This window comes from Xanthomonas sp. WHRI 7065 (assembly GCF_040203115.2).
Classification (GTDB): domain Bacteria; phylum Pseudomonadota; class Gammaproteobacteria; order Xanthomonadales; family Xanthomonadaceae; genus Xanthomonas; species Xanthomonas arboricola.
Map to the genome: position 1 here is coordinate 2,134,023 of NZ_CP168194.1, position 8,194 is coordinate 2,142,216.

General features: G+C 64.6%; 5 protein-coding genes. 1 reads left to right on the forward strand and 4 read right to left on the reverse strand.

Translation table 11 applies throughout. The features are described from left to right. Window positions 1–148: 148 nt before the first annotated feature. The 4 genes from pgaD to ABQY64_RS09290 are packed head-to-tail and all read right to left on the reverse strand — an operon-like array spanning window position 149 to window position 5,687. Complete coding sequence (gene pgaD, locus ABQY64_RS09275) at window positions 149–595, reverse strand: poly-beta-1,6-N-acetyl-D-glucosamine biosynthesis protein PgaD (RefSeq protein ID WP_349780680.1); 447 nt, start codon at window positions 593–595, stop codon at window positions 149–151. After that, window positions 592–1,845, reverse strand: coding sequence for a poly-beta-1,6-N-acetyl-D-glucosamine synthase (gene pgaC / locus ABQY64_RS09280; RefSeq protein WP_016904643.1), 1,254 nt, complete (start codon window positions 1,843–1,845; stop codon window positions 592–594). Before pgaC ends, pgaD begins: the two co-directional genes overlap by 4 nt. Before the next feature lie 3 nt (window positions 1,846–1,848). Then, a complete protein-coding gene (gene pgaB, locus ABQY64_RS09285; protein ID WP_349780679.1) occupies window positions 1,849–3,747 on the reverse strand; it encodes a poly-beta-1,6-N-acetyl-D-glucosamine N-deacetylase PgaB in 1,899 nt (632 codons plus the stop codon). Next, on the reverse strand, window positions 3,729–5,687 hold the full coding sequence (locus ABQY64_RS09290) for a tetratricopeptide repeat protein (RefSeq protein ID WP_349780686.1): 1,959 nt from the start codon (window positions 5,685–5,687) through the stop codon (window positions 3,729–3,731). The genes pgaB and ABQY64_RS09290 overlap by 19 nt, the downstream gene beginning before the upstream one ends. A gap of 747 nt (window positions 5,688–6,434) precedes the next feature. Between ABQY64_RS09290 and ABQY64_RS09295 the strand changes: the two genes are divergently transcribed. Next, window positions 6,435–8,135, forward strand: coding sequence for a ShlB/FhaC/HecB family hemolysin secretion/activation protein (locus ABQY64_RS09295; protein ID WP_349780678.1), 1,701 nt, complete (start codon window positions 6,435–6,437; stop codon window positions 8,133–8,135). The last annotated feature ends 59 nt before the right edge of the window (window positions 8,136–8,194 follow it).

The window sequence follows — 8,194 nt, forward strand, 5'->3', positions numbered from 1 at the left end:
AGGCCCGGTAGAACCGGGCCTTTTCTTGCTTCGGAGAATTTACTTTAAATATTTAATATTTAAATATAGGTTGCTGAAATTTATATAAGAGCCGAGCTTGGGGCGAAATATGTTGATGCCGGTATGTTGCATGAGCTGCAAGAACCACTCACCCATGCCGCACAACTCGCACCCCCACCGGCCTTGCAAACTTGTCCATCGCCACCGAGCAGATGCGGCTATGGCGCAGCAGGCTGCCGAGCTGTTCGGGGACGCCCAGACGTTGATCGACTTCCGGTTCGAGTACGGTGCGGCGGCGTTTGCGCTGGTCGGCCTTGGCGAAGCGGATGCGGTTGTACTCGGCCCAGCCGACGGTGGTGATGGCGCTCATCAGCGCGATCACCGGCAGGGCGCCAAGTGCGAACGGATCCAGCGCGTTGTGCTTGAGGTACAGCTCTATATAGGCGCTGCGCAGGCCGAAGAACCAGGCGATCAGCGTTGCCAGTGGTGCCCACAGATAGAAGTAGACCATCCAGGCGCCAGCGGTGGCGGCGCCGTAGGCGAGTCGGCGCGAGCGGCCGAGGCGTTGCGGCAGGTTGATGATGGGCGGTGTCATTGGATTCCTCGGTCGGGGCTTTTCCAGCGGGCGCGTTTGCTGCGGCGCGCGAGCAGGGCACGGGGGAAGGCGATGACGGCAGTGAGCATGCCGATCATCCAGAAGGCGACCGGATACCAGATCACCCAGAAGAACTGGCGCGCCAGGCCTTTTTCGTAGCGGCGTTCGATCACCAGGCTGGTGGCGAACTGCATCAGGCATACCACCGCCAGCACCAGGCCATGCCAGCGCGGCAGGATGGTGTCGACGTACAGCGCAGGCGGCAGCGTGATGACCTTGCCGAGCAGCCACAGCACGATGATGAAGAGCATCGTGTAGGCCCAGGCCAGGCTGAGCGCGTATTCCAGCAGCACGCCCCACATGCGTCGGCTGCGCCAGGACAGCACGCGGCGGCCATGGCTCAGCAACACTTCCACACCGCCGCGCGCCCAGCGCAGGCGCTGCATCCACAGGCCGCGGAAGGTCTCCGGCATCAGGATCCAGCACAGCGCGTTGGGTTCGTAGCGGATATCCCAGTCGTCGAGCTGCAGGCGCCAGGAAATGTCGATGTCTTCGGTGACCATGTTGTCGGACCAGAAGCCGACGTGATGCAGCGCCGACCGCCGGAACGCGCAGATCACGCCCGACACGGTGAACAGCCGCCCGTAGACACGCTGCGCACGCTTGATCAAACCGACGATGGCGGAGAATTCGCCCACCTGCATGCGGCCCATCAGCGTGGTGCGGTTACGCACCCGGGGGTTGCCGGTGACACCGCCGACGCGCGGGCCGGAGATCAGGTGGCCGACCATCCAGCGGGTGGCGTTCGGGTCCAGGATGGCGTCGGCATCCACGCACACCAGATAGTCCGAGCGCGACGCCAGCGTGCCGACACGCAGCGCGTTGGCCTTGCCGTGATTCTGCTCCAGGTGCACCACGCGCAGGCGCGGATGCTGGTGGGTGAGGTCGTCGAGCGCTTGGGCGGTGTCGTCGCTGCTGCCATCGTTGATGGCGATGATCTCGAAGTCCGGGTAGTTCTGCGCACTCATCGCGGCGATGGTTTCGCCGACATGCTTGGCCTCGTTGTAGCAGGGCACCAGCAACGACACGAACGGCTCGCTGGCCAACGGTGGCGGCGAGGAGGGACCTGGCGTGCCGCGTTCGCGTCGCAGGTAGTAGTACGTGCCTCCGATCATCCAGAAGAACGCCATGATGATGGGATAGAAAAACGCGAAGTTGAACAGGGCGCCCAACAGGAGGCTGGTCGTCATCGGCTACCGCTCGATATATGGGAATTGCCGAGCCGACATGGCCTCGCGCGCTTCGGGAACAGACGGGTGGCCGCCGATGAAATCGTCGGGGTAGTACGCCAGGTGGCGCACGCCCGCAGCCAGAAGCAACTTGCTGTGTTCGAGCAGCACGCCTTCCGGCAAGGGCTTGCCGGTGCGCCAATCCACGGTCTGCAGTTCAAAAATGGTGTTCTCGAAACCATGCGGCTGCTGGCCGACACGCTGCGCCAGCTGCTGCAGCCACTGCTGCGGGTCGTTGGCTTGCTCCATGTACGGCATCGCCATCAGCGCGGTGTAGTCGTAGGCCGAAGCAAACGCGTCAAGGCGCTGCGCGAACCAGGCTTCGCTATGCGGCTCCAGCACTGGCTGCGCGAACAGGTTGCGCACGGTCACCAGCTTGGGGCGCCAGCGTTCGGCGGCTGCTTTCAGCTCCTGGGTGAAGCCGATCAGCTGCTGCGTGCGCGTGGCAGGATCGCCATTGCCGTAGGCAGGCACTTCGTCGTCGCGCAGATAGGCATCGTCGTGGAACAACAGGCCTTCGAAGTAGGTGTTGGCGGCCAGGTCTTCGTAGATGTCGGCGACCAGCTGATGCGTGCGCGGATTGCCCGGGTCCAGGCGTGGCACATCCTTCGGGTCCTTGCCGCGAATCTGCAGCGCCGCCTGCTGCTGTGCATCGGGCAGATGAAAGCCCAGCACCGGCAACCAGGCGAACACGCGCACGCCAGCACGGGTGCGCAGCTGCCAGGCCACACGCCCGAACAGATCCGCACGCATCGGCAGATGCCGGTTAGGGAAGTACAGCGCATCGGCTGCGCCATCGCCATCCGGGTCGGCGAAGGCCTGCAGGAACACATGGCTGGGGCCGATGTCCTTGACGCGCTGGACCAGGATGTCGAGGTTGCGTGCCAGCTGCGCCGGGTCCGGGTCGTAGACGTAATCCAGATCGATCTGGATTGCACGCAGGCCGTCGCGCGACAGGTCGCGTCGCAGTTCGCCGGCCAGGTCGCGCACATCGGGGTTGTTGAACAGCAACAGGCGGCCGAGGCTGGCCAGCGATTGCCCGTCCACGCGGTCGCGGCCCTGCTGGCCGATATCGGCTTCGTGCGAACGGCCTTCCAGGTCGAAGCTGAGCGTCATGCCCAGTTGCGCGGCAATGGCATTGCTGGCGCGGTTGTAGGCGGCATACGGCCACACCATGGCGCGCGGCGGTTTGCCCAGATGCGCCACGATGACGTCGCGGCTATGGCGCAGATCGGTCTGGATGCGCTGGCGATAATCCGCTTCGCTCTCATAGCCCTTGCCCGCATCCCAACGACGGGTGACCGCGGCCGGGGTCTGATTGCCGAATGGATTGCCGGGGATACCTTTGTGTAGATCATCGCTGTGCGAGCCGATTTCGATCAGGCCGCTGTCCTGCATTTCGCGCAGTTGTGCCCAGGTGACGAAATCATCGTGGGTGAAATCGCGATGGCCGTAGGGCACTACCTGGTCGGCCGGCAATTCGACCCAGCTGGTGACGGGGGCGACCAGTGCGGGATAACCATAGGCCTGCAATAACGGAAAAACGCGCGTGTAGACGCTGCGCAAGCCGTCGTCGAAGGTCAGTAACACCGGCCTGGAGGGCAGGGCGTGCCTGCCGGCACGTGCGTCCAGGACCTGCTGCACGCTCACCGGGTGGTAGGCATGCGAGCGCAGCCAGTCCAGGTGCGCGGCGAAGTTGCTGGTGGACACCGCATAACGATCGGGATCGCCCTTGGCGGCGACGTCGTCGCGAATATCGTGGTAGCTGAGCACCAGCAGGCCCGCCTGCGCCGACGACGCGAACGTCATCAGCAGCAAGGCGACCAGCAACAGCGGCAGGCGGATCAAGGCGTACCTCCCCATCGGAAATCCAGGTCGAATCCAAGTTGTTGTTCGCGCTGGCCGTCGTAGACCGGGCGCGACCAGCTCACGCCGTAGCTCAGCGCACTGCCGTCGCCCAGCGACCACAGGTGCCGATACGCCGCGCTGGGCACCCACTGGCTGCCGAAGCCGGACTGATAGGTCGGCCCGACCGTGACCTCCAGCCGCTGCCGGAAGGCGTAGTCGTAGCGACGCCAGCCGATCTGATCGATGCGCACGCCGGCGGCCACCGCAGAGTTGCGGCGCGGATTGAAGTAATTGACGGCGCGATCGTCTTCGGCGCGTCCGGCCGAGGCGGCGAACAGGCCATCGAGCAGCACGTGCGGGCTGGCCCACAGGCGCTGGCTGCCGGACAGATCCAGCTGATCGCGCCGATTGCCGTCGCTGTAGCGCAGCTGGCGTGCCTGCAGTTCCCAACGGCTTTCGTCGTTGGGTGTCCAGCGCAGGGCGGCGCCGATGCTGTCGCCAGTGATGCCGAAACGGCGTGCCTGCAATGAGGCGTCCGGATCGCGTGTGCGCCAAGACAGGCTGCCGTACCAGGCATCGGAAAACCGCCACCCGGCATCCAGCGCCCAGGCGGTGCCATCGCGATCGAATTCGTCGAGCGCGCGTCCGCCGTAGGCGCTGACATCCAGGCGGTCGTAGCGGTAGTGCGTGCCCAGCCAGAAGCTGCGGTAACGCACGCGCGTGTCCTGGAAATCGGCCCAATCGTCGCGTGCACGCAATCCCACGCGCCAGCGCTCGCCGAGCAGTGGCGATTCGGCTTCCAGCAGCGTGCTCCCGAAGTCGTTGCCGAGCGGCGAGGTGCTGTTGGTCAGGGTGTCGTTGTCGCTGCGGCCGCGCGCATGGCTGAGATGTACCTGCCAGCCGCGTTGGCGTTCCAGCGAGGCGCCAAGCCGCTGCAGGCCGGCGTCATCCGGATATTCCTTGCGCAGCGGCGCAAAAGTCGCTGCGGCCAGATCCAGGCGATCCAGATCGCGCTGCGCTTCGACCACGCCACTGCGCGCCTGTTTCTGGTGCGGATCCAGCGTCAATGCCATCGCGTTGCGTTGCAGCGCGGCGCTCGGGTGCCCGCGACGGAATTCGATCGAGGCCAGTGCCGCCTGCAGCTCTGCATTGTCGGGGCCGATGGCCACACGTTCGCGCAGCAGGGCGTCTGCGTCGCGATTGTGGTTGGCCGCCGAGCGTGCGGTGGCCAGGGCGATGTCTGCGCTGAAGCGATCCCAGTTTTCGTAACCGCTGCTGGCACCGTTGCGGCGCGGCCACGGCGCCTGCGTGGCCGCGAGTGTTTCAAACAGCGGCATCGCCAGGTCGAAGCGTTCCTGCTCGAGCAAGGCATAGCCCAGCAGCAGCTGCGTATTGAAGTCGTCGGGATTGTGCTGCAGGGCCTGCCGGAGCACGGCTTCGGCCTCGGCCGGGCGACGCAGGCCCATCAGCGAATCGCCGACCGTCGGTAGCACATAGGCGGGAACCTCGATACCTTCTGCCTTCAACGCCTGGTAGTTGGCCACGACGTCGCGATGGCGCTGCCGCTGGTTGAGCGCGACCACGCTGTCGACGCGCAGCCGCGTGGCTTCCCACGTCAGCGTCGGCGGTGATTCGCGTTCGATGCGGGCGACATTGACCAGGGCCTGATCGGTCTCGGCATAGCGGTGCGCCGCATCGATGGGCTCGGCGCTGGCCCAGCCGATCATGCGGGCGACGCGATCGTTTTCGATGCGCTCGCGCTCCTGCTGCGAAAACCAGTCCGGATGCCGCCACACGGCCTCTGCCGCGAGCTGTGCGCTGCCGAGGTCGCTTAGCGTGATCGCACGCATGGTGTAGGCGCCACGGTCCCGCGGATTCGCACGCAGTACGCGCTCGTAGATGGCCAAGGCATCCGCATGGCGCTGCTGGCCGCGCAATTGCTCAGCCTGCTGCATGGGAGTGAGGGCGGTGGAGGCGTCAGTCACCCCGTTCGGCCGCACTTCACCACCGTGCGCCTGGGGCACACATGCGGCAATCAAAGCGAGGCTGAGCAGAGGAGTGAGTGCGCCCGTACGGTCAGGACAACCGCGACGCACGTGGTTGCAAAAGCTGGGGGAAAAGGCAGTGCATTAGCGGTCCAGGCGTATGACGACTGGCGATACTGCGTATGCCCACGTAAAGCCTACGTCATCACGAATTTAACGCGATCTTCATCTGATCAGTCCGCTTTAAATGTGACTTGGGTCACGAAAAATGCCTTGAGGCAATCTTCCTGCCCTAATTAATTGCCTTCAGCGGCGCCACGGAGACCTGAAGATTGACCAGACCGGCATCACTCAACTACGCCGCTGATTTGCCACGCTGGTCGCAGTTAGATATGCATTAAAGGTAATTATTCTGTTGTCTACGTTAGCGGCACGTTGCCGGATGTTTCTGGTTCGGGAGCAACGGAATTCGGTAGTGAGCGCGTGAGCCGAGATATTTTCGCCCGCTTTTTAAGTGATTTACGTCACAAAAGTGAAAGGGTCGGGTTTTTCTTACAGGGTGGCCCCTACATAGCGCGTTGACCAGTTCTTAACGTTCCATCACAGTTGCGCCGCACTCGTTGTGTTGAAGGGTTGCGTCGCCGTCTTGGTGGCCAGGCATAGCGGTGTGAGCGACGGCGCGCCAAGGCGCGGCCCGCCGCACAGGGGGCAGGACAGATGTGGATGCGTTCGGCGCCAATGGCGCTGGCGGCTTGCCTATGGGCTGTCGCCGGGCTGGCGGCTGCACAACAAACGGCACCGACGACGCTGGATCGGCAGGAGCAATTGCGCCAGGCCGAGGAGATTCAGCGGCGTCAGGAACAGGAGCGACAAGCACCCTTCGCTGGCCCGCGCGAGGATGCCGAGCGCGTGGATGCGCGCAGCACCGTGCTGCCCAAGGAGGAACTGTGTTTCCCGATCGCCCGCGTGCGCCTGTCCGGTGCAGGGAACGACGGTGCACGCCTTGCGTGGTTGTGGAAGTCGCTGCGTCGTTATGAGGGCCGCTGCATCGGTCGCGCGGGTATCGACATCATCCGCCGTCGCGCCCTGGACCAGCTGGTCGCGCGCGGCCTGGTCACCACCCGCATCGGCGTGCCCGAACAGGATCTTTCGCGCGGCGAACTGCGTTTCGAACTGATGCCCGGCCGCTTGCGTGCGGTGCGCGTGGTTTCCGACACCGGCGGCGAACATTGGAAGAGCGCGCTGCCGCTACGGCACGGCGACCTGCTGGACCTGCGTGCGATCGAGCAGGCGGTGGAGCAGTTCAAGCGACTGCCTTCGCAGGACGCCAAGATCGATATCGCGCCGGGCGAGGCACCGGGCGAATCGGATCTGGTCATCACCTTGCAGCATGGTCGGCGCTGGCGCGGCGTGGCCAATGCCGACGACTCTGGCGTGGAAGCCACCGGGCGCGTGCAGAGCGGGCTGGATTTTTCGCTGGACAACCTGCTGGGCCTCAACGATCTGCTCAGTGTCGGCTACAGCCATGACCTGGCCACGCGCGACGAAGAGCGCGGCACGCGCGGCAACAGTCTCAGTTACAACCTGCCGTGGGGCTGGTGGACGTTTGCGTTGTCGGCCTCGTCATACCGCTATCACCAGCGCGTGGACGGATTTTTGCAGACCTTCCAGTCCAGCGGCGAATCCAGCAACGCGCAGCTGGATATCCAGCGCGTATTGCATCGCAACGGCACCAGCAAGACCTCTGCCGGTGTCACGGTTGGCCGGCGGCGTGCGCGCAGCTATCTGGATGGCGTGGAGATCGGCATCCAGCGTCGCGATACCAGCAGCGCGGAGTTCTACTTCACCCATCGCCGTTATCTGGGGACGATGCAGTTGGACGTGCGTATCGCGCATCGGCGTGGCACGCCGTGGTTCAACAGCCAGTGGACCGGTTACGACCCGCAGATCGGGTTCCCGACATTCCGTTATGGCGTGACCACGCTGGACGTGAGCACCGCCATGCCGTTCAAGCTGGGACCGTTGCCGATGGCGTGGGAAAGCAGCCTGCGTGCGCAAACCGCAGGCGAGCTGTTGCTTGGCTCGGAGTTCGTCACCATCGGGGGTCGCTACAGCGTGCGCGGCTTCGATGGCGAAGCGACCTTGGGCGCGGAAAAAGGCGCGTACTGGCGCAACACCTTGAGTTTTCCGATCCAGCAGATCGGGCTGACACCGTACCTGGGCCTGGATGCGGGTCGCATCGATGGCACCAGTGCCAGCGGCCTGCGCGGCCGCAGTCTGGTGGGCGGCGCGGTGGGTCTGCGCGGCGGTTGGTTCGGTGCCAGCATCGATGCGTTTGCAGGCTGGGCGATCCATCGCCCGGATGGATTTGGAAGTGCGCAGCCGGCGTATGGCGCGCGTGTGATCTACCAGTTCTGACATGGATCGCGCCGCCAGCCGGCAGCGCGCTGTTGATTGATGACGCCCACCAGTGGCGA

Bases quoted from the DNA above. Each gene is read 5' to 3' on its own strand.
- pgaD (WP_349780680.1), bottom strand. From the start codon at position 595: ATGACACCGCCCATCATCAACCTGCCGCAACGCCTCGGCCGCTCGCGC.
- pgaC (WP_016904643.1), bottom strand. From the start codon at position 1,845: ATGACGACCAGCCTCCTGTTGGGCGCCCTGTTCAACTTCGCGTTTTTC.
- pgaB (WP_349780679.1), bottom strand. From the start codon at position 3,747: ATGGGGAGGTACGCCTTGATCCGCCTGCCGCTGTTGCTGGTCGCCTTG.
- ABQY64_RS09290 (WP_349780686.1), bottom strand. From the start codon at position 5,687: ATGCAGCAGGCTGAGCAATTGCGCGGCCAGCAGCGCCATGCGGATGCC.
- ABQY64_RS09295 (WP_349780678.1), top strand. From the start codon at position 6,435: ATGTGGATGCGTTCGGCGCCAATGGCGCTGGCGGCTTGCCTATGGGCT.